Raw genomic sequence first — 19,818 nt, forward strand, 5'->3', positions numbered from 1 at the left:
GCCGGGAGTTTTTTCTGGTGCCAACCGTTCGGTGGGCCATGCCTGCACCGCATGGGGCATGGGAAAAGAAAGTGTATGTTGTCTTCGTCTGTTTTTTGGGGTGTTCTTGCCATCATGGTGTTTTGGGCGGTGGGGGCTTACCACCGCATCGTGCGCTTGCGTTCAGCAGCATTGCAGGCTTTTGGTGGTCTAGATGCCCATTGGGTACGCATGTTGGCGATGTTGGGCGAATGTGATGCCGCACAGGTGACGGCAGGGCGGGTGATTGTGTCGGGGCGGCCAGAATGGCTGGCCGCCATGAATCGCTTTGCTGCTTGCCTAGCGGTAGCCCGTGCGCGGCCTTTGCAGTCGGAGGTGGCTGCGGAGTTGGTGGCAGCCCGTCAGGCGTTGGATGGGGCTTGGGCTGCATTGCTGGCTGGCCCCGATGTTTCTGCTGAAATATGGGCCCCTTGGGCGCAGCGTTGGGAGCAACATCAACTGCAAAATACATTGGCTATAGAGCAGTTCAACCATGCTGTAGTGCAGTACAACGAGGCAATTGCCCAGTTTCCTGCGTTGGTGTTGGCCCGTTTTTTTGGTTTTAAGGCAGCAATTCCTCTATGAAAAGACCCGCCTCTCGCTCCATTTCGGGTATGCAGTCCGCAGTCTCAGTGGTTGCTGATGCTGCAGTGCCGGCCCAAGGCGTGGCATTGTCCCGGCAGTTGCGTGCAGTAGCGCAGGCGTTGCACGCTGTTCGCCAAGGCCGCTCAGGGACTGCGGTGTTGGAATCTGTGGCACCTGCCTTGCGGCCGGGGGTGCAGGCATTGTTGTTCCAGGTGTTGCGCCATCTGGGGTGTGCCCAGGCTTTGGGTCGGGTGTTGGCCCCACGCAAGCCCGCACCCGCTGTGGATGCGCTGCTGTGTGTGGCACTGGCCCTGTGCTGTGATCAGGAACAGGCGCTGTATGAGCCTTTCACATTGGTCAATCAGACGGTGGAGGCTGCTAAGCAGGAGGCAGGCACCCGCGCGCAGGCAGGATTTTTGAATGCTTGCTTACGCCGTTTTTTGCGTGAATCTGCCAGCCTGTTGCAAGCGGTGAGCAATGATGTCCAGGCCCAATGGAACCATCCAGATTGGTGGGTGCAGCGACTGCGCCAAGACCATCCGCAGCATTGGCAACAGGTATTGCAGGCCAACCGTCGGCAAGCACCGATGGTGCTGCGTGTGAATTTGCAGAAAAATACGTTACTTCAGTACCACCAGGCGCTAGAGGTTGCAGGGATTGGCGCTGTAGCGGTGGGGGAGGCTGGTCTGATATTGCAACAGGCGGTGCCTGTGCAAACGCTACCGGGCTTTGCCCAAGGTTGGGTCTCGGTGCAGGATGCCGCAGCACAGCAGGCAGCACCGTTGCTGCTCGCGGGCATGGATTTGTCGCAACCCCTGCGGGTGTTGGATGCCTGTGCTGCTCCGGGCGGTAAAACCGCCCATTTGCTGGAGTATGCGGGTGTTGGGGCTCCACTACAGGTGACGGCGTTGGAAATTGACTCCCAACGTGCCCAGCGTATTCATGAGACGTTAGAGCGTTTGGGGCTGCATGCCCAGGTCTTGGTGGCTGATGCCAGCCGACCGCAAGATTGGTGGCAGCAGCAGTGTGGTGGTGCCTTGTTTGATGCCATTTTGTTGGATGCGCCTTGCACGGCATCGGGTATTGTGCGCCGCCATCCCGATGTGCCTTGGCTGCGCCGTGAAAGCGATATTGCCCAACTGGCCTTCATCCAGGCCCGTTTACTCGACACCCTCTGGCCGTTGCTACAACCGGGTGGCCGCTTGTTGTATTGCACTTGTTCTGTTTTCCGGGCAGAGGGATCTGCGCAGGTACAGGCGTTTCTTGCACGCAACACTACGGCACGCCATTTGTCATCGCCTGGACATTTGTTGCCTGGCGTAGATGTTGCAGGGCGCATCGTCCCGGACAATCCAGAGGGTGAACACGACGGATTTTTCTACGCCCTGCTGCAAAAAGACCTTGCCTGAACGCACACTACGGCGGCGCTGGGGTATTTGGTGGCTATGGGGATGGCTGTGTTGTGGTTTGGTGTTGTGGTCGCCCTTGTTGGGTGCGCAGCCCACAACAGATGCACTGGAGTTGCGTGTATATAGCAGCCCTGAGGGCTTGCATTTGAGCACGGAGCTTCCTGTAGAGTTGCCCAAAGCGATTGAGGATGCCTTACAGCAGGGCATCCCCTTGTTTTTTGTGGCAGAGGCGCAGGTGCTGCGTCAACGGTGGTACTGGTCTGCGCAAACCGTGGCCCAGACGGTACGCTATATGCGTTTGAGCTATCAGCCTTTGACGCGCCGTTGGCGTTTGGTGGTGTCTCCGTCTCCAATTGACCGCAGCGGTTTGGGCGTAGTGCCCGGAAACAACCACGATAGTTTGGCGGAGGCTTTGGCTGCCATGAAGCGGATTGCCCGTTGGAAGATTGCCGATGCACCCGCCTTGGAGGCTGGGGGGCAGTACGTTGTGCAATTGCGTTTTCGCCTCGATACGTCCCAACTACCCCGAACCTTGCAGGTGGGCATGTTGGGGCGCTCCAGTTGGAATTTGGTTTTGCAGGGCAGTCAGCCGGTGCTGTGGGAGCTTGCGCCATGACCGTACCCTTTCCTATCGACTTGAATACCAAGTCCCGTGCTGTGCGTTGGGTGTTGGGTATAGGCACCACGGTGATGGTGGTAATTGGTTTGCTGTTGCTGTTTCTGTTGCTGCTGGCCACCAATAATCGGATGCTGTACGAGCACAACTACGCTTGGCTGTTTGCTACCAACGTGGCTGTGGCCTTGTTCCTATTGGGTTTGTTGGTGTGGGTGGTGTGGCGTTTGGTGGCTCGACTGCGGCGGGGACGTTTTGGCAGCCGTTTGTTGGTGAAGCTGGCCGCTATTTTTGCTTTGGTGGGGCTGGCACCGGGGGCGTTGATTTATGTGGTGTCGTACCAGTTTGTCTCACGTTCGATTGAGAGTTGGTTCGATGTCAAGGTGGAAGGTGCGTTGGTCGCTGGCGTGAGCTTGGCTAGGGCTACATTGGACACCCAGGTGAGTGAAGCTGCAGCCAGGGTGCGCAATGCCAGCACTCAGGTGGCTCAGGTCTCTCCAGCGGCGGCTGGGCTGGCGCTGGAGCGGATTCGGGATGAGCTGGGGGCTACGGATGTGCTGCTGTGGAGCGGTTCGGGGCAGTTGTTAGCCAGTGCCGGGCCGACGAGCTTTCAGCTCCATCCAGAGCGGCTATCGGCACAGCAATTGCGTACTGTGCGTGAGCAGCGGGCAGTGGCACAGATTGAGGGGCTGGACGATTTGCCCAATCTGGCCTCCCGACGTGAAGTGCGTATCAAGGCCATCGCGTTGGTGAATAGCTCCAGCGTGGGGCTGTTGGCTGAACAGCGTTTTTTGCAGGTCACTGTGCCACTGGCACCGGTGCTGCTGGCCAACGCCTTGGCCGTGCAAGAGGCCAACCGTGAATACCAGGAGCGGGCACTGGCCCGGGAGGGGCTGCGCCGCATGTACATCGGCACCCTGACCCTGAGTCTGTTTTTGGCAGTCTTCACAGCCTTGTTGCTGGCAATTTTGTTAGGCAATCAATTGGCACGACCGCTGCTTGTGCTGGCCGAAGGGGTGAGAGAAGTGGCTGCAGGCAATCTGCGCCCCAAGGTGGTGCTGCAAGGCCATGATGAGCTCGATGGCTTGACCCGCTCATTTGCTTTGATGACGCAGCAACTGGCCGACGCCCGCGAGACCGCCGAGCGCAGTATGGGGGCGCTGGATACGGCCCGTGCGCGGTTGCAGACGATTTTGGACAACCTGACAGCGGGGGTGGTGGTGTTGGATGCACAGGGCTGCATTCGTTCTTCTAACCCCAGTGCAACCCGCATTTTGCGTGCTCCATTGGCTGCCTACTGGGAGCGGCCTTTGGCCCAAGTGCCGGGACTGGAAGGTTTTGCCGTGGAGGTGCAACAGCAATTTGCTGCTTTTGTGGAGCACCGCGATGAGCACGGCCCTGACCATTGGGAACATGCCTTTGAATTACACGCTTCCCCCAGTGGAGCGGGTCACCATGCCACCAGCTTGGTAGCCCGTGGTGCCGAATTGCCTGATGCAGCCCGTCTGCTGGTGTTTGACGATATTTCTGAGATTGTGTCGGCCCAACGCGTACAGGCGTGGGGTGACGTGGCCCGGCGTCTGGCCCACGAGATTAAGAACCCGCTGACACCTATCCAACTGTCGGCTGAACGGTTGGAGATGAAGCTCTCGGGCAAATTGCCCGCTACTGAGCAAGCATTGCTCACCAAGTCGGTGCGCACTATCGTGCAGCAGGTCGATGCCATGTTGCGGCTGGTCAATGAGTTTCGTGACTACGCCCGCCTGCCTGCGGCTGAATTGCAGCCTTTGCAGCTCAATGCACTGGTCACAGATGTGTTGCATCTGTACGAATCCGACCATGCCAGGGTGCCAGTGCAGGTGCAACTCGATCCACAATGTCCACCGATTGCAGGTGATGCCCAGCAGTTGCGCCAAGTGATCCACAATCTACTCCAGAATGCGCAGGATGCCACGGAGCAGGCACGCACCGACCCACAGCTGCCTTTGCCAGCGGTGTGCATCAGCACCCATTGGAGCCGCACAGCCAGACGAGTACGGTTGCTGGTCAGTGACCGTGGTGGTGGGTTTCCGACGCATATTTTGCAGCGTGCTTTTGAGCCTTATGTCACGACCAAAGCCAGGGGGACTGGCTTGGGGTTGGCGGTGGTGAAGAAGATTGCCGATGAACACGGCGCCCGTATTGAGCTGGCCAACCGTCTGGAAGATGGCATCGTGTTGGGGGCGCAAGTATCGCTATCATTCGTCCCTGAGCATGCGGTCGCCTCGTGAGGGCGCTGCGTGTACTGCAGTTGGAAGGCACTTCACATACATGGCAAACATTTTGGTGGTCGATGATGAGCACGGCATCCGTGATCTGCTGTCAGAAATCCTCAACGACGAGGGACACAGCGTGGATCTGGCCGAGAATGCCACCCAGGCCCGTGCGGCACGGGCTGCGGCACCATACGATCTAGTCCTGCTGGATATCTGGATGCCAGACACCGATGGCGTGACTCTGCTGAAAGAGTGGGCCGCTGGCGGTTTGTTGAACATGCCCGTCATCATGATGAGTGGTCATGCCACTATCGACACGGCAGTAGAAGCTACCCGCATCGGTGCATTTTCGTTTTTGGAAAAGCCAATTACCTTACAAAAGCTGCTCAAAGCAGTAGAGGCCGGGTTGGCGCGCAGCCAAGCGCGTGTGGCGCCTTTGGCGGCTGCGGCATTGGCTGCCTCGGTGCCAGGACAGGCTCCGGTTGTCACCGCTGCCTACTCTGGTTCTGGGGGGGCAGAGGTGGTCTCTGTATCGCTGTCGCCGTACCAAGATTTTGATTTGGATCGCCCGTTACGGGAGGCCCGCGACGGTTTTGAAAAAGCCTATTTTGAGTTCCATTTGGCCCGTGAGGGCGGCTCCATGACCAGAGTGGCGGAGAAGACCGGGTTGGAGCGCACCCATCTCTACCGCAAGCTGCGTCAGTTGGGGGTGGATCTGGGGCGTGGTAAGCGCAATGGATAAATTGCACTGAATTTGCACAAGGCTTGTTTTTTCCACTATAATTCAAGGCTTAGGCCCGGTAGCTCAGTCGGTAGAGCAGAGGATTGAAAATCCTTGTGTCGGCGGTTCGATTCCGTCCCAGGCCACCAATCAAAACAACAACTTAGCCACTTCTTACCAAAGTGGCTTTTTTGTTTCTAAAGCCCATGTAGCCACCAGTACATGGTTTTGGTACTTTGGGGCCACCAGCACATGGGCAGACTAGACGATGGCGCGGCCTACGCCATTGTCGTAACGGGTGTCGGAAATCGGGATAGCCCAAAACTGGGCCATCTATCGATAGCTTGGCGATAACGAAACTTTTGTAATTGGTCGGGGTGTAAACCATCGCAGTGGAATGGTTTGCCTACGATGGTGGTTCTACAAAAGTTTTGTAGGAGTGTCGCTAGTGTCAATGCACGAAGCCATCTTTGGTAGGGGTAGAACAGTAGTCGTGTCACCAACCGCCATCGGGTTTGAAGGTGGCCGCAGCACCAATGAGCGTGCTTACGTTTTCAGGTGGTGTGTCACAAAACAGGTGTTTTCCGTCTATCGCCACGTAAGGCCTCAAACGCCTCAGAAAACAGGGTCAAAACAGTACGTCAAACCGTGTCGGATTGCTCCGATAGACTGAAACTCAGTCCAAACCCTTTTCCGACATCGAAATGGCGGCTGGTGAAACGACTGTTGGTTCTCCCCCTTGCTGCACGCTTCCTAATTGCAAGGCTCCCAATGCCACGACATAGGCACGGTTCTGTAACAGTGGATCATCTATTGAATCCAGAGTACGCCCAAGCTCTACCGCTATTGGTGAAAGACGCTCAATGCAGGTAGCTGCTGGATCGAAGTCTGGACGCAGCAAATCCCAAGGAGCCACACCAAAGGTTGCTGCGAGCTTATCGAGCTTATCGAGCCCGATGCTGGTTTCATCGGATCGAAGCCGGGCCACCGTGCCCAGACCAACACCTGACTCCCTAGATAGGCGGTTGAGGTTCACGCCCCCATAGTGGCGCTGCATCAGCAGTTCTAGTGAGCGCCAAAGGTTCTGCTTGGTGTTCTGGGGTGTATTCATTTTTGAAATATTACATTCTGTCTTCAAGGGGTGGGGTTGCCAGAGTCAATGCGCGATGCCACCTTTGGTGCGAACGCTCACCAACCAAAGTACGCACCTTCAAAAGCGCCAAAACCATGCGTACCGGGTGCGTACCGCCATCTTGCGTACCAGTCGGCAACGGTCTATTTCATGGATACCAGCGTGGATACCGGCCTTGAATACCGCTGCTCCAAATGCAGTTTTCCGTGGAAACTTGGCTGGAAACCGCTATCTTGGAAACGCCGTCCTTGCTGGTAACCACCGTGGTAACCAGTGCCTTGGTAACCAAACAGCCAATTGCGTGGTTACACCGTGGTTACACCATCCTTGGAAACACCGTCTTGCGCCGCACGCACAGCTTGGCGGATTACCTTCAATCCGGCCTCAATCTCAGCCAGCATGGGCGTTATCAGCGTCTCGAATGCTGTCTCTACAACTTCGGTGGCCGTGCCGTGCATCAATGATGCCAGCGCCCGATCTTCTGTTGGGGTCAACGTGATGACATCGTCTCCGATGTCGTACTTCACATAGCGATTGGGAAGAATGGTTTTGCTGATGATGCGTGGGGCCGGGTACACCTCCACCAGCTCGTACACACCACGGATCAGGCGCTTGAGGCGGCCATTGTCCACCAGTGCACCAAGGCGGTCATCCACGATGGATAGCTTGAGGCCAGTCAGGGCGGCCACAGTCTCACGGGTTGCGATCTGATCGGCTGCACGTAGCTCTTGGACAGCTTGGTACACACGCTCAGTGCTGGGGATATGGGTGTTCGTGGCATTGGTCATAGCCTGATTCTTTGGTAGCCCACCTCAATGCCGAAACCCTAAACAGGGGTGGTTTTAGGGGAGTGCTAGCAAAAAGCAAAACCCGGTGCATTACCATGCCGTCACGGGTTTAAGCCAATACAGGGGCCAAACAGGAGAACGAAAATGCTGGGAATGCAGTACACGGGGCTGGCACTTCGCCACTGGCAGGAGTGGCTACCCAAAATGACCCAAGAGCTACGCGATCAGGGGCAACTGAACCACGCGGCGCAGATGGCCAGCAAACGGGCAGCCGAGCAGGTCGCCAAGCTGATGGAGCAGGGGATGCAACAGCACGAAGCGGAGGAGATGGTGCTGCCACAGGAGATTCTGTTCAAGCCGGAGGAATCGGACGAGGACGAACAGGAGTAAGTAATAAAGGGTGCAGCAAAAAGCAAAACCCGGCGCATAGCCGGGCTGTCTGGTTAAAGGGGGCGGTGTTTTGCTCCCATTGCATGATGGTGGAGTCGCTATCTGCTGCCCCGTGCGTTGAAACCGTGAGTTTCAGAACGGCATCTCGCCATCCATCGGGTCGTGGTGCTGTGGTGCTGCAAATCCGCGTGCAGCATCATCATCCCGTGGGCGGCGCTGCTGCTGGCCTTCCCCTTGAGTGGCGTTGCGCTTATGGCGCACTTGGTACACGGTCATTACCTGCTGGGCCACCACATCCAAGGCTGGGCGGTGATTGCCATCCTTGTCCTGCCATGTCCCCACCTTGAGCGGGCCGGTCACTGCCACGCTATCGCCCTCCTTCAGTCCCAGTAAGGCGGCCACCGGGCCATCATCAAAGGCAATCACGCTCACAAACTGCACTTCGCCGTCCGTACTGGTGGCGCGCAGCTTGGCTAGGGCAAAGGGTTTGCTGTTCTTGCCGGTGCGTTGGGTGGGTGTGCCATGTACCTTGCCTGCAATCAGTGCGTCAATCATTGGGTAGTCCTTTCTTTAGCTTTTTGGATGGCAGCCGCCGCATGGATGGATGCCCAAATAGCCGGGCGGTTTGCCTCTATGTAGGCGGTTTGGGCTGCATCTTCCTCCGTGGTCTGGTGACAGTCACAACAGAACTTAGCCTCTATACGTTCCCATTGGCCGGTAGCAATATTCCGGAAGGAAGTTGCGTCCCAACAGATAGGGCCGCCATCAGTGTCGCCGTGAGGATCAAAAGAAGCGCAGTTGCCACAGGTGCGGGCGCTGGGCGTGGGTGTCATGTGGATTCTTTCTGGCTTTGGGCCTGTTCATAGAGGTTGTAGAGGTGCTGGCCCGTGGAGCAGCGGTCAGAGTGGCCATTGCTTCGGGCATGGGCCTTGCAGGTGTCACAGCCCCAATGGTGTGCCAGATATGCCTTGTCTGCCTCATGCCACGGCTGGGCACTGTGGAACTGGGGTAGCGGTTTGGCGGGGTCAGGCTGGACACCAATGAACCGCTCACGGGTGGCCACCTCGATATAGGTGTCATGTAGTTGCTGGCCGGTCGTGCAGCGGGTGCCCATTCCGGTCTTCACCACGGCCAAGCACTGAGGGCAGTCCCAGTAATGTGCTTGGTCAGACTTATCGGCATCGCGCCATGTGGTGGGGGCTGGCGCTGGTGGTATCGCCTTGGATGGCATGGCCGGGGCCACGGGTGCCCGCTTCGCCAGTTGTCCCCAAAGGTAGGCGGCCAGTCCATCATAGTCGCCGTGCGGGGTGGATTGAATGTCACTGTGCCAGTCTGCGCGTGCCTTTGGGCTTGCACCCGTGTGGTCACAGTAGGCCATTGCCAGCGCCAGCAGTTGGGATAGACCGGGGGTAAGTGGCGCCTTTTGCACTTGGTCTATGGGCTGTTGGGACAGCAGTTGCAGCAGTTCGACACGGTGCTGGCGCAGGACTGGCAGCAGGGCCACGATGCCTTCTTTGTTGCCCGATGCCTTCACCTCATTACCCAAAAGGTACAGATTGACCCCAACATCTTGGGCGCGTTCTAGGATGGTTGCGGCACTCATACTGTGATCTCCATCCATTCATCACCCCCAGAATTTGCCGAAGGGAGCGCCGAAGAGTGCGAAGGGAGCGTATTTCTAAATGTGCGCTCTTCGCTCCCTTCGTGCTCCCTTTGGGGGTGGCTTGGCAATCTCCACAGCCACCCACCACCCATACCCTCCTTCGTTTTTTCTATACCCAATTTGAGGGATGCCCGTTTAATTTGGTCGCGGGAGTAGCCAGCACCGTCCGCATCTTTGTAGATGGCTTTGGCCGATAACGGGCCATCGGACAGCAAACCACGCAAGAATCCAGCAACGTTCATCGCCTCGTTTGCGGTTTGGTCTTCGGGGTCGGTCAGTAGCTCACGGGCGCTGCCCTCTACCGCCTTGCCCCATGCGATGCGCGAGGCTTGGATGCCGGGTATCGGCTCGGCCTGCTCTAGGTGGTATTCAAAGCCACCATCATCCGGGCCGATGTTGCTTTTGCCACGGGCCAAGATGCGCGCGTCTTCCCCGTCCTTGCCCTTCACCTTCGCTGCCACCAGCACGACACGGGCCACAGCAGTAAAGGCCACGCTGCCCACTACCCGCTGTGCAGGGTCAGTCCCTTGTCCGCCTTTGGCAAAGTGGGTAATGCCCAACACAGCACAGCCACAGGCGGCCCCCATATCTACCAAGGGTTGCAAGGCGCGGCGCACTTCGGTGTTCTTGTGGCTATCGCCCGTCACAGCACTGACAACGGGGTCAACAATCAGCAGCTTGATACCGCCGATTTGTTCAATCGCCGCTTGCAATTGGGGCAAGTCACGCGCCGGGTCAAAGGGCACTACGTCACCATCGCGCCGGGTAGCCTCGATAAAGTAGCAGCGGCTTTTGTCAGCGCCAGCGGCCAACAGGCGCGGCAGCAGGGTATCGGCGGGATCGTCTTCACCACTCCAAATGAGCACGTTGCCAGCTTCGCAGCGGCTGCCATCGGGCCACTTACCCCCAATGGTGACAGTTGCGGCAGCGGCCATTGCAATCGTGGTCTTGCCTTGTCCGGGGGCACCAGCCAAGATGTGTAGTTTGCCGATAGCAAGCCAGTATTTCCATAGCCAGACAACCGGAACAGACTCCATATCAGCACCACAGCGCAACACCACACCATCGTTAGCGTTGCGTTGCACAGCGGGTGTCGTGGGCGTGGCCTGTGGGGTTGGCACGGCCTCCCATTCGCTAGGCTCCAGCGGCGCGAAGGTTTGCGCGTACTCTGGCACCTCGGGTGCAGCAGGCAACTGGGCTGGGGGCTTGGGCATGTGGCGTGGCAAAACATGCTGGTCTGCCAAAGCGCCCAACGCTTGAATGCGTTCGATGTCGTGTGTCATTGGAAAAAGTCCTGCATCATTTGGATACGGCCAGCGGCTTGCTGCATGCGGCAGCGGTCTTCGTCACTCAGTTGCACCCCGTAGGCGATGTTTCCGGCGGCGATGGCGACAAGGTGGGCTTCAAAGGCCAGCAGCTCTAAGGCGGCGCGTGCTGGTAGTGGTGCTGCACGCACATGGCCGGGCGGGGTGGTGCCATCGTCCACCCATGCTCCCAAGTCTTTGCACGCTTGCACAAAGCCGGTGCCGGTAGATGCCATGTGGTAGCCGATAACGTCTCCACCCCTAGCGCCGCAACCGGCCATGCAAACGAAAGCGCCGGTCTCGGTGTTGATTCGCATGGAGTCGCTGCCGTCGTGGAATTCGCAACGAGCAGTCTTCCATTTGGCGCGGCGTGGGCCTGTGAGGTGCAAGCCTTGGGTCTCGTAGTAGCTGGCCGGGTCTGGCAGACGGGATTTATCCAGCGGCATGGGGAGCCTTCATCCACAGGCCGGGCACACCGGCGGCGCAGCTTGATGCTGCATTCAGCGAGATAGGCATGGTTTACCCCTTGGCTGTGTGGGTGCTGGATGTCAGCGGTTGCAGGGCTTGTAGTGCTTGACGCAACTTGCGTCGGGCTTGAGCCACGTTGTCGCGGCGCAGATAGAACCCGGCCAGACTGATGCTGGTGATGGCTTCGCTATGCAAGGCTACCGGGTCAAAGAGGTGGGAATGCTTGCCCGTGCTGGGCGCAATACGGCCCTTGGGCATGAGGGTGTTAGCCATGAATGGCTCCTTTGTGAACAGGTTTGAAACCTGCCGCCCCAGCGGCCAAGCAAGGGTGGCAGGCCGTGCAGGGTTGGCCGACCGGCACAAAGGAACCGGCACACCCTCGCGGGTGTCCCCACACGGCCCACCAAAACGGGATAGCTGTGCGTGCCATGCGCAGCACATGGACGTAAAAAGAGCCGCTGTCCAATGTGGGCGCGGCTGCTGCACCTTTGTGTGATACCGGGCGGCCAAGCCCGTGATGCTTTTGGGCATCGGTGGTAACTGTAGCACGGCCAGCCACAGCCACAGCCAAGCAAGTGCAAGCCAGCCCAGCACATTGACAGCTTGCGTCTTGCTGGGCAGTGGTGGGCAGAATCCCGCTTGATGTTGCTACGCTTTCCATTGCCTTCGGGTGGTGGGGGGCGTTTTGCTTTGTGGGCATCTTTACACCCCAAGAAGTGCGCGAATATCTGCCGTCTTCCACGCCAAACGGCCATTGATGCGAATCGGACGCAGTGGGCCTTGCTCGGTGCAGGCCCATGAGCGCATTGTCTGCGGGCGGCGTGCCAAGTAGTACGCGGCCTGCTCTGTCGGTACAGTAGGGCGGGTTTCCAGCTCCAGCGGTGGGAAGTTGGGGACAGTGGCTACGCGGCGGATAGCGGCGTTGTGATGGATGTCGTTTTGCAAAGTTCACCTTTCAAACACGTTGATTTGTGTTCTGGAATGAACTGTGCCCAGCCAAAAGGGGAAGAAATAGCCCTCCTCCCAATTGATTCCGACCTATTTTTCTCGTTGGGCTGGCTGGGGGTGGGCACCAAGCATCTTCAACCCCTCCTCAATAGCCAGATTGAAAGCGGCTTCCTCTTTCTTTACCAAAGCCTTGGAGGTATCAAACAATTTCCGCATGGCCGAATCGGTTAGACCTTTAGTTTTCTTCGCCCATGCCGGGCTACGTTGAACCTTGCGCAGCACCTCGGAAAAACGAAGTTCTTGATGCTCGTGGACAAGGTATTCAACATGAAAAAAGAGAGACCTTCTTTCTTCCGTAGTCCATTTGGTAGGCCGTCCTGCTCGATCGGATAGCTGGAGTCCCGGCACATACGTATGCGCAAGCAGGCGTGCCAGTTGTTCATGGTGGCCTGCCTTTATTTCCAAGTGCTCGAATGCGGGTAGATGCCGTCTTGCAAGAGTGTTTGCCATCTGTGGCCAGTCCCCTTCCTCAATCTTGAGAAACTGAAAGAGTAGTTGCATCTTTCTGTCAATTTTTCGCGCGCAGTCATTGCGCACCCGCTCATCGTCCGATTCTTTCGGGCGTGCTATTGGGTGACTAAGTTCTTTTGGGTATCCCATTGTCATCATCCTGCAACCCGCAATAGGAGCCACCAGCAAACCAGCGGGTCTGGCGGTTCGGTTGGATTGCAGTCCTTCCTAGCTGGCAGCAGAAAAGATCAGGTGTAGGCCAGTGCTTTGCGTACAGTATCAGAGGGCACCTTGGGCAGGGGCACTTCAGTGGCTAGAACCATGCTGATCTGGATAACCGTATTCATCATGCACTAGCAGCCTTGGTAGGGTGATAACGCTCCAGCACACTGCCATCCAATGGTGCGCCTTCCAAGAAAACCTGTTTAACTGCCTCTGTAATGGCCTCCCAAATACCAGATCGGGTCAGTACAGGAATTTCCTTGGCCAGCACACCACTCAACACCCCATTGGTTTGCTCAATGGAACGCAATATCCGGTCTGCTTGGTGATCCGGCATTTCAACAATTTCTTTAATAGCTTGGCGAGCACGCAGGTGGCTGCGCAGGTAACGTGACTCATGGCGCATTTGCTCAGTGATGGTTCTTGCAATGATGTTGGCCATAAACACCACATGAGGGACTAAATCCGGGTATCGCCACAAAGGTCGCGCTTGCTCTGGGGCGTGGAATACGAAGTTCGAGACCACTCCATCAGGGTAGGCAGTACGTGTACTGCCGAACTCAAATTGATCGCTGACCCTTTGCATGAGGGGTTTGGATACCCGATCCAGCACTTGGTCATAAGTACGTCGTTCACTGCTATCACTGATAACGGCAGAGATAGGCAGAATCATCGGTTCTGGCATTACGCCATCCCGACGCAAAATGTCATTGACCAAGAAACGATGCACTCGTCCATTGCCATCGGCCAGAGGGTGGATGTAAACGAAACTGAACGCGGCTACCGCACTGCGCATTACTGGGGATTGCCCTTTGGTGCGTTGCAAAAATGTCCGTAAACCATCCAGCATTGGCCCTAAATCATTCTCTGGTGGGGCAATATAGTGAACGATTTCTTGATAGCGCAGTGTTTCGCCCACAAAGACCGGCGATTCTCGTACGCCAAGCCGTTGAAGTGATGTGACATCCCCCAGAATTTCCCGCTGTAGTTCTGCCAGTGCCTTGTCGCTGAGTGGTAAATCGCCTTGGCCGGTACGTCGCGCCATCACATCAGCAAACCGTTGGATACGGGTTGTCCGTTCTGCTTCGCCTTCGATCAAGAAGCTGGCCTTGCTTTCGCGCAAAGTCATCCAAGCGGCAGCCCGTAGCAGCAAGTCGTCGCCAAACTCTGTGGTCAGCTCTTCCAGTAAAACCGCCACATTAACTGCTGATGCCTTCTTCAAGCCATCCGTCTTCACCACATACGGGCAAAATTCTCGGGTGCCGGGCAAGTTGTCGTTGACCCGCCAGCGAGGTACCTTGACCACTTGGTCAGGCGAGGCAGTGACCAACTTGTCGCTATCAAGGGCATCAATGTAGTTGCCACCCAAACGGGCGGGTGGTACCAGCATGGAGCCTGTCAACCATTCGTACAGGAAGGCCGCTCGGCGTGCGTATTGGCCTGTCGGCTCTGCATCTACCCATGACTGAATGTCGCAGGCTCCTGTCTTGGTAAACAGACGGGCCAAAAATTCAAGGTGCGGTACCTCATGACGCAGATGGAAGTGCAGGTGTGCTGCCAGCTTGTTGTCTGGACGCATCGACTCTTGGAATGTCTCCTGCCGAAAGCCTTCTTGAATTTGTGTCTCACGTCTGCTACCAATCTGACTGACCACTGGCAATCGCGCCATTGGCATTACATCAAATGTTTGTGCAAGCCACGCAGCACCGATAGGGTCAGGGATGTCATTCAAGGGCATCTCCAATCAGCAGAATGAATTTTAGGAAGCTATTTTCCGGAAAATTCGATTGTTTTTGCAATGATTCAATTACAAACAGCTTTATTTGCATAAAAACAATTATCGAGCATGGGAGGCTGGGCTGCCTGATTAGGCGTTAGCCCCTCAACTGGAGGTGATCTAGTTCGCCACCATGCGCAACCTACTGGGCTGGACTTGGGCATCAAACGGTACCCGAGCCTGTTCCAAAATCCAAGCCTCTATGCGCTCGTGGTGAACGCGCAGCAGGTCGAGTGGGCGGCGGATGTAGTTCTGCTCACGCACGCCTTGGGGGGCATGGCCTTGGATTTGGGCACTGATGCCGCCGGGGATGTCTAACCACTCGCACAAGCTGGCGAAGGAGCGGCGCAGTCCGTGCAAGGTCAGTTTGTCCAAGCCAGCGGCTCTACAGGCTTGGCGGTGGGCAATGCTGGGTTCTTGTAAGCGGCCCGATGCGCTGGTCGGGCTGGAAAATACCCATTCATTGCGGCGCGGTAGGGTGCTGAGTAGCTGTGCTACATAGGGTGTAAGAGGTACGGCGCGGCGGCCTTCTGCCTTGTCCTTCATATCAATACCACGCCACTGAAAATTTACGTCGTCCCACTTCAGTTCCGCCAATTCTTCACGGCGGGCACCCGTCAATAACAGCACTTGTAGATAGGCGCTTATGACTGGGTTCTGTAGCTGGCATACATGCTGGAACCATGCGGGCAATTGTTCGCGTTGCAGGTAGTCGTTCTTGGTCTGCGCTTTGCCTGCGATCTCGCGCGTTTTCTTGGCGCTGGCAGCGTTGGGGTCTGCCTTGCCGCCTAGGTCGGGTTCTGTTTGTGTCCAGCGTAAAAAGGCTTTCAGCAGGCGCAGCGCCAGCCGTAACCGTGCTGGCCGAAGCTGGGCTTCTTTGTTCGCCCACATTTCTATCACTGGCGCGGTCAGTTCGACTAGGCGTAGCGGCAAGAACTCAACCAAGGGGCCGGGCATGGTCTTGGTACCGGGTAGGCGTGCACGCTCTTGTCCGCCGGGTTGCACCATTTGTAGGTGATCGCGGTAGTTCAGTTCACCCCAGAACGGACGGCGCTGCTCTAAGTAGCGTGTCCATGCTTGGCCCATCGTGACGGCATCAGCAGCAGCGGCAGCTTTGGTTGCTTCACGCTCGGCTTGCTGCTGGCGTTCTATTTCTCTGGGGTCTTGCCCGTTATCAAGCAACACCCCCAGCCGCCGGGCTTCGGCGCGTGCCTGCTCAATACTCCAATCGCGCACATCACCTATGGTGCGGCGGATAGTTTGCCTGTGCAGTTTGCGCTCAAACACATAGGACTTGGCACCGGCTGCCGTCACACGCACCCGTAAGCCGGGCGCTTTGCTGTCGCGCAGAAACACCTGCTGCTTATCGGAAGGGCAGCTCAATCGTTCAATGGCCCCAGCGGTCAACTCGATGGATTGGGTAGTGTCTAGCGTGTCGGCTTTTTTGGGGCGGGCCATCGTAGGTTCCTTGCGCTGTTTGGCTACACGGACAGTCCATGTAGCCACCATGTAGCCACTTTTTGGCTATTCTGGCGAATATCAATCAACAATTGGCACGCTTTACCACCGGGCAAAATCGTATAAAGCATTGATTTATATGGATTCTATCTACTCATATCAACACTGGCAAACACTAAAACATGAGGATTGAAAATCCTTGTGTCGGCGGTTCGATTCCGTCCCAGGCCACCAAATAGAAAAACCCGCTAGCCAATGGTTAGCGGGTTTTTTGTTGCTGGTGTTGGCCCATGTGGGCCTTGTCAATCCAGCTCAGAACGGTATCTCACCATCCATGCTGCCATGATCGTGCGGGGGGCGAGCTGGTGTCGGGCGTGGTGCGACCGGGGCCTCCCCTTGGGTCGTGGCACGTTTGTGGCGCACGGCATACAGGCTCAACACTTGGTGGGCCACCAAATCCAATGACGGGCGGTGGGCACCCTCTCGGTCTTGCCAAGTGCCTACCTTGAGCGTGCCAGCTACCGCCACGGCATCCCCATCGCCAAACCCCAGCAGGGCAGTGACTGGCGCATCATCAAAGGCAATGACACTGACAAATTGGGATTCCCCGTCGGTGGTTGGGGTGCGCACCTTGGCCAGCGTGAAGGGTTTACCGTTTTTGCCATTGCGCTGCGTGGGTTGGCCGTGGATACGGCCTTGGATCAAAGCATCAATCATCGGTGATTGGGTTCAAGGCTTGCGCCGTGGTAGCAGGGTAAAGCCGTCAGCGCCGGGCTTAAAGCCCACGCGTTCCATGTGATCTTCGGCGGCGGAAGCAATTTGCGTGCTTAACTCCAGCCCAAATTCATTCAGCATATTGGCCATCATGTTGCAACGCACCACCAACAGGCCGCGCAACTCTTCTAGGCTGTGGCGTTCGCGCCCGTGGTCGTCGGCAAGGGGCACATTGGGGTTGTGCTGGTAGCGTTGGAACAGCGGGTGGCTGCGGTCGATTACCTGTTGCATCACACTTTCACTTTCCAGCGAGAGATCCAGAAACAGCGCCAGCCGTGCAATGCGGGCGTCCAGATCGGCCAGAGAGCGGGTGATGCGCCGTGACCATTGAAACAGGGGATCGTCTTTTCCGGGGAGTCCGTTGGGCATAGGGTTCTTTCACTGCTGCGTTGCACAAACAGTGTAGTACCCGTTGCGGTGGCCATGAAAAAAAGCGGCACCCAAAGGTACCGCTTTTCTGGCTCCAAGGCTATGGTCAGGCGTTAGGCACCGCGTTGTGCCGCTTTGACCTTCAAACGCCAAGCGTGCAGCAGCGGCTCGGTGTAGCCACTGGGTTGCTCTTTGCCCTTGAACACCAAATCCAGCGCCGCTTGGTAGGCCATGGAGGTATCAAAGTGACCGGCCATTGGCTGGTACAGCGCATCACCCGCGTTTTGCTTGTCCACCTTGGCGGCCATGCGCTCAAAGGTGGCGCGCACTTGTTCTTCGGTGACGATGCCGTGGTGCAGCCAGTTGGCCACGTGTTGGCTGGAAATGCGCAGCGTGGCACGGTCTTCCATCAGGCCAATGTCGTTGATGTCGGGCACTTTGGAGCAGCCCACACCTTGGTCTACCCAGCGCACCACATAGCCCAAAATACCTTGGATGTTGTTGTCCAGCTCTTGCTGCTTTTCGGTGTCAGACCAGTGGGGGTTGCTGCTGACCGGAATGGTGAGCAGGCCGGTCAACAGATCGTCGCGCACGGCATCGGCACTGGTCTTTTCCAATTCCACTTGAATGTCGGCCACCTTGACTTGGTGGTAGTGCATTGCGTGCAGGGTTGCGCCCGTGGGGCTGGGCACCCAAGCGGTGTTGGCTCCGGCCTTGGGGTGGACAATTTTTTGCTCTAGCATGGCGGCCATCAGGTCGGGCATGGCCCACATTCCCTTGCCAATTTGGGCCTTGCCACGCAGGCCCATCGTCAGGCCGACCAATACGTTGCTGCGCTCGTAAGACTGAATCCAGGCACTGGTCTTCATGTCGCCCTTGCGAATCATGGGGCCAGCCAGCATGGCGGTGTGCATTTCGTCGCCGGTGCGGTCTAAGAAGCCGGTATTGATAAAGGCGATACGGCTGGCTGCCGCCGCGATACAGGCCTTCAGATTGACGCTGGTGCGGCGCTCTTCGTCCATGATGCCCAGCTTGACGGTGCTGTCGGGCAGGCCCAGCAGTTGCTCGACACGGCTGAACAAATCGGCCGCAAAAGCCACTTCGGCTGGGCCATGCATTTTGGGCTTGACGATATAGACGCTGCCCTTGCGGCTGTTGCGGATACCGTTGGCCCCGTGGCCTTGCAGGTCGTGCAGGGCAATGGCGGTGGTGACCACGGCATCCATGATGCCTTCGGGAATTTCTTTCACGCTGCCATCGGTAGCGGTGTAGAGGATGGCCGGATTAGTCATCAGGTGGCCGACATTGCGCACAAACATCAAGGAGCGGCCATGCAGGCGCACTTCGCCGCCGTGGGGCGCGGTATAGATGCGGTCGGCATTCAGGCCACGGGTCAGGGTCTTGCCACCCTTGTCAAACGATTCGACCAACGTACCCTTGAGGATGCCCAGCCAGTTGCTGTAGCCCAGCACCTTGTCGTCCGCATCCACAGCGGCCACGGAGTCTTCCAAGTCCATGATGGTAGACAGTGCGGCTTCCAGCACCACATCGGCCACGCCAGCCGCATCAGACTGCCCAATGGGGGTAGAGCGGTTGATGATGATATCGATGTGCAGGCCGTTGTGTACCAGCAGCACCGAGCGCGGTGCATTGGCATCACCTTGAAAGCCCACCAGTTGGGCGGCGTCTTTCAGGCCGGTGCGATCGCCCCCTTGCAGCGTGACCACCAGTGCGCCGCCTTCAATGCTGTAGCCTGTGGATTGTTGGTGTGAACCGTGGGCCAGTGGTGCTGCTTGGTCGAGGAAGTTGCGGGCAAAGGCAATGACCTTCGCGCCACGTACAGGGTTGTAGCCTTGGCCCTTGTCTGCGCCATCTGCTTCGGAGATGGCATCGGTGCCATACAAGGCATCGTACAGGCTGCCCCAGCGCGCGTTGGCCGCATTGAGGGCATAGCGGGCATTGAGCACTGGCACCACCAGCTGGGGGCCAGCCTGAACGGCCAGTTCGTCATCCACATTGCTGGTTGTGGCTTGGGCATTGGCAGGTTGGGGAACCAAGTAGCCAATCGTTTCCAAGAACTGACGGTAGGCTGCCATGTCTGTGATGGGGCCTGGGTGGGCCGTGTGCCACTTGTCCAGCTCGGCTTGCAGGCGGTCGCGCTCGGCCAGCAAGGCAATGTTGCGCGGGGCCAAATCGGCCACGATGGCGTCAAAACCTTGCCAGAAGGCGGCAATGTCTACGCCTGTGCCGGACAGCACCTGCTCGTTGATAAAGCGGTGCAGGCTGTCGGCCACTTGCAGACGGTGGAGGGTGGTGCGTGCGGTCATGCGGAAAGCCTTCAAAAATAAAACAGGAGGAAACGAAATCTGTGTTGATAGACACTGTATTCGAATTGTTTGCCAACATAAATGACG

General features: G+C 57.4%; 20 protein-coding genes and 1 tRNA gene. 7 read left to right on the forward strand and 14 right to left on the reverse strand.

Going from position 1 to position 19,818, the window contains the following annotated elements:
* Positions 1–75 precede the first annotated feature (75 nt).
* The 6 genes from ACYVB2_RS14780 (at position 76) to ACYVB2_RS14805 (ending at position 5,750) form a co-directional block, all read left to right on the forward strand.
* Positions 76–603, forward strand: a complete 528-nt coding sequence (locus ACYVB2_RS14780; protein ID WP_382434607.1) for a LemA family protein — start codon at positions 76–78, stop codon at positions 601–603.
* A 29-nt stretch (positions 604–632) separates the two neighbouring features.
* Complete coding sequence (gene rsmB / locus ACYVB2_RS14785) at positions 633–2,012, forward strand: 16S rRNA (cytosine(967)-C(5))-methyltransferase RsmB (RefSeq protein ID WP_382434732.1); 1,380 nt, start codon at positions 633–635, stop codon at positions 2,010–2,012.
* Entirely contained in the window at positions 2,005–2,628 is a 624-nt protein-coding gene (locus ACYVB2_RS14790; RefSeq protein ID WP_382434609.1) for a DUF4390 domain-containing protein, read from the forward strand. Before rsmB ends, ACYVB2_RS14790 begins: the two co-directional genes overlap by 8 nt.
* Positions 2,625–4,895 carry a sensor histidine kinase gene (locus tag ACYVB2_RS14795; protein ID WP_382434611.1) on the forward strand — a complete coding sequence of 757 codons (2,271 nt, stop codon included), beginning with the start codon at positions 2,625–2,627 and terminating at the stop codon, positions 4,893–4,895. Before ACYVB2_RS14790 ends, ACYVB2_RS14795 begins: the two co-directional genes overlap by 4 nt.
* 40 nt (positions 4,896–4,935) lie before the next feature.
* Positions 4,936–5,622, forward strand: a complete 687-nt coding sequence (locus ACYVB2_RS14800) for a response regulator (RefSeq protein WP_382434613.1) — start codon at positions 4,936–4,938, stop codon at positions 5,620–5,622.
* A 52-nt stretch (positions 5,623–5,674) separates the two neighbouring features.
* A tRNA-Phe gene (locus ACYVB2_RS14805) sits at positions 5,675–5,750 on the forward strand.
* 527 nt (positions 5,751–6,277) lie between these two features.
* Here the strand turns inward: ACYVB2_RS14805 and ACYVB2_RS14810 are convergent.
* Positions 6,278–6,712 (reverse strand): helix-turn-helix domain-containing protein, encoded by a 435-nt coding sequence (locus tag ACYVB2_RS14810; protein ID WP_382434616.1) that lies wholly within the window; start codon positions 6,710–6,712, stop codon positions 6,278–6,280.
* Between the two features lie 326 nt (positions 6,713–7,038).
* On the reverse strand, positions 7,039–7,521 hold the full coding sequence (locus ACYVB2_RS14815; RefSeq protein WP_382434618.1) for a hypothetical protein: 483 nt from the start codon (positions 7,519–7,521) through the stop codon (positions 7,039–7,041).
* 144 nt (positions 7,522–7,665) lie between these two features.
* On the opposite strand from ACYVB2_RS14815, the gene ACYVB2_RS14820 reads away from it, so the two are divergent.
* Positions 7,666–7,911, forward strand: a complete 246-nt coding sequence (locus tag ACYVB2_RS14820; protein WP_382434620.1) for a hypothetical protein — start codon at positions 7,666–7,668, stop codon at positions 7,909–7,911.
* Positions 7,912–8,043: 132 nt separating this feature from the next.
* On the opposite strand, the gene ACYVB2_RS14825 is transcribed toward ACYVB2_RS14820, so the two are convergent.
* The 12 genes from ACYVB2_RS14825 to ACYVB2_RS14880 all read right to left on the reverse strand — a co-directional run bounded on the left by ACYVB2_RS14825 (position 8,044) and on the right by ACYVB2_RS14880 (position 19,731).
* Complete coding sequence (locus ACYVB2_RS14825) at positions 8,044–8,466, reverse strand: single-stranded DNA-binding protein (RefSeq protein WP_382434622.1); 423 nt, start codon at positions 8,464–8,466, stop codon at positions 8,044–8,046.
* Positions 8,467–8,740: 274 nt separating this feature from the next.
* Positions 8,741–9,514, reverse strand: coding sequence for a hypothetical protein (locus tag ACYVB2_RS14830; RefSeq protein WP_382434624.1), 774 nt, complete (start codon positions 9,512–9,514; stop codon positions 8,741–8,743).
* Positions 9,511–10,857, reverse strand: a complete 1,347-nt coding sequence (locus tag ACYVB2_RS14835) for an AAA family ATPase (RefSeq protein ID WP_382434626.1) — start codon at positions 10,855–10,857, stop codon at positions 9,511–9,513. The genes ACYVB2_RS14830 and ACYVB2_RS14835 overlap by 4 nt, the downstream gene beginning before the upstream one ends.
* A complete protein-coding gene (locus ACYVB2_RS14840) occupies positions 10,854–11,324 on the reverse strand; it encodes a CHC2 zinc finger domain-containing protein (RefSeq protein ID WP_382434628.1) in 471 nt (156 codons plus the stop codon). The genes ACYVB2_RS14835 and ACYVB2_RS14840 overlap by 4 nt, the downstream gene beginning before the upstream one ends.
* A gap of 73 nt (positions 11,325–11,397) precedes the next feature.
* A complete protein-coding gene (locus tag ACYVB2_RS14845; protein ID WP_382434630.1) occupies positions 11,398–11,619 on the reverse strand; it encodes a hypothetical protein in 222 nt (73 codons plus the stop codon).
* A gap of 429 nt (positions 11,620–12,048) precedes the next feature.
* A complete protein-coding gene (locus ACYVB2_RS14850) occupies positions 12,049–12,291 on the reverse strand; it encodes a hypothetical protein (protein ID WP_382434632.1) in 243 nt (80 codons plus the stop codon).
* A gap of 93 nt (positions 12,292–12,384) precedes the next feature.
* Positions 12,385–12,954, reverse strand: a complete 570-nt coding sequence (locus ACYVB2_RS14855) for a hypothetical protein (protein WP_382434634.1) — start codon at positions 12,952–12,954, stop codon at positions 12,385–12,387.
* A 196-nt stretch (positions 12,955–13,150) separates the two neighbouring features.
* Positions 13,151–14,758 carry a Fic family protein gene (locus ACYVB2_RS14860; RefSeq protein ID WP_382434636.1) on the reverse strand — a complete coding sequence of 536 codons (1,608 nt, stop codon included), beginning with the start codon at positions 14,756–14,758 and terminating at the stop codon, positions 13,151–13,153.
* A gap of 165 nt (positions 14,759–14,923) precedes the next feature.
* Positions 14,924–16,261, reverse strand: coding sequence for a tyrosine-type recombinase/integrase (locus ACYVB2_RS14865; protein WP_382434638.1), 1,338 nt, complete (start codon positions 16,259–16,261; stop codon positions 14,924–14,926).
* A 312-nt stretch (positions 16,262–16,573) separates the two neighbouring features.
* The gene (locus ACYVB2_RS14870; protein WP_382434640.1) at positions 16,574–16,978 is read right to left on the reverse strand and encodes a single-stranded DNA-binding protein; all 405 of its coding nucleotides are present in this window, start codon (positions 16,976–16,978) and stop codon (positions 16,574–16,576) included.
* A gap of 12 nt (positions 16,979–16,990) precedes the next feature.
* A complete protein-coding gene (locus ACYVB2_RS14875) occupies positions 16,991–17,404 on the reverse strand; it encodes a hypothetical protein (RefSeq protein WP_091458984.1) in 414 nt (137 codons plus the stop codon).
* 113 nt (positions 17,405–17,517) lie between these two features.
* Entirely contained in the window at positions 17,518–19,731 is a 2,214-nt protein-coding gene (locus ACYVB2_RS14880) for a malate synthase G (RefSeq protein WP_382434642.1), read from the reverse strand.
* Positions 19,732–19,818: the final 87 nt, after the last annotated feature.

The sequence above is a fragment of the Giesbergeria giesbergeri genome (assembly GCF_054779375.1).

Bases quoted from the DNA above. Each gene is read 5' to 3' on its own strand.
- ACYVB2_RS14780 (WP_382434607.1), top strand. From the start codon at position 76: ATGTTGTCTTCGTCTGTTTTTTGGGGTGTTCTTGCCATCATGGTGTTT.
- rsmB (WP_382434732.1), top strand. From the start codon at position 633: ATGCAGTCCGCAGTCTCAGTGGTTGCTGATGCTGCAGTGCCGGCCCAA.
- ACYVB2_RS14795 (WP_382434611.1), top strand. From the start codon at position 2,625: ATGACCGTACCCTTTCCTATCGACTTGAATACCAAGTCCCGTGCTGTG.
- ACYVB2_RS14800 (WP_382434613.1), top strand. From the start codon at position 4,936: ATGGCAAACATTTTGGTGGTCGATGATGAGCACGGCATCCGTGATCTG.
- ACYVB2_RS14810 (WP_382434616.1), bottom strand. From the start codon at position 6,712: ATGAATACACCCCAGAACACCAAGCAGAACCTTTGGCGCTCACTAGAA.
- ACYVB2_RS14815 (WP_382434618.1), bottom strand. From the start codon at position 7,521: ATGACCAATGCCACGAACACCCATATCCCCAGCACTGAGCGTGTGTAC.
- ACYVB2_RS14820 (WP_382434620.1), top strand. From the start codon at position 7,666: ATGCTGGGAATGCAGTACACGGGGCTGGCACTTCGCCACTGGCAGGAG.
- ACYVB2_RS14825 (WP_382434622.1), bottom strand. From the start codon at position 8,466: ATGATTGACGCACTGATTGCAGGCAAGGTACATGGCACACCCACCCAA.
- ACYVB2_RS14830 (WP_382434624.1), bottom strand. From the start codon at position 9,514: ATGAGTGCCGCAACCATCCTAGAACGCGCCCAAGATGTTGGGGTCAAT.
- ACYVB2_RS14835 (WP_382434626.1), bottom strand. From the start codon at position 10,857: ATGACACACGACATCGAACGCATTCAAGCGTTGGGCGCTTTGGCAGAC.
- ACYVB2_RS14840 (WP_382434628.1), bottom strand. From the start codon at position 11,324: ATGCCGCTGGATAAATCCCGTCTGCCAGACCCGGCCAGCTACTACGAG.
- ACYVB2_RS14845 (WP_382434630.1), bottom strand. From the start codon at position 11,619: ATGGCTAACACCCTCATGCCCAAGGGCCGTATTGCGCCCAGCACGGGC.
- ACYVB2_RS14855 (WP_382434634.1), bottom strand. From the start codon at position 12,954: ATGGGATACCCAAAAGAACTTAGTCACCCAATAGCACGCCCGAAAGAA.
- ACYVB2_RS14865 (WP_382434638.1), bottom strand. From the start codon at position 16,261: ATGGCCCGCCCCAAAAAAGCCGACACGCTAGACACTACCCAATCCATC.
- ACYVB2_RS14870 (WP_382434640.1), bottom strand. From the start codon at position 16,978: ATGATTGATGCTTTGATCCAAGGCCGTATCCACGGCCAACCCACGCAG.
- ACYVB2_RS14875 (WP_091458984.1), bottom strand. From the start codon at position 17,404: ATGCCCAACGGACTCCCCGGAAAAGACGATCCCCTGTTTCAATGGTCA.
- ACYVB2_RS14880 (WP_382434642.1), bottom strand. From the start codon at position 19,731: ATGACCGCACGCACCACCCTCCACCGTCTGCAAGTGGCCGACAGCCTG.